The organism is Mesorhizobium alhagi CCNWXJ12-2, assembly GCF_000236565.1.
GTDB lineage: Bacteria > Pseudomonadota > Alphaproteobacteria > Rhizobiales > Rhizobiaceae > Allomesorhizobium > Allomesorhizobium alhagi.
Window position 1 is genome coordinate 1 of record NZ_AHAM01000370.1, and the last position, 370, is coordinate 370.

Below are 370 nucleotides of genomic sequence, written 5' to 3' on the forward strand. Positions count from 1 at the left end.
TGCTCAGGATCACCCGCAACACCCTGGATTATCTGAAGCAGGCTGCGGAAAAGTTGCCCTTGTCGGCGGGCCCGGCCGGCGCCCTGTGGCAAGCTCAGGTTGGCCACTACCGGCCGCTGATCGAGCAAATCATAGCCCAGACTGAACGGCGGGTGCTGGCCGGCGAGGCGGTGCCGGCCTGCGACAAGCTGGTGAGCCTGTTCGAGCCGCATGCCGATGTCATCGTCAAGGCCAGCCGCGACGTCCATTATGGCCACAAGCTCAATCTGACCACCGGCAGGAGCGGCATGATCCTCGATCTGGTGATCGAAGCCGGCAACCCGGCCGACAGCGAGCGGTTCTTGCCGATGCTGCAGCGTCACATCGGCAT

The 370-nt window shown here is 64.1% G+C and carries 1 pseudogene; it reads left to right on the forward strand.

The features are described from left to right. Positions 1 to 370, forward strand: a pseudogene (locus MAXJ12_RS34200) (ISNCY family transposase); the annotation flags it as partial.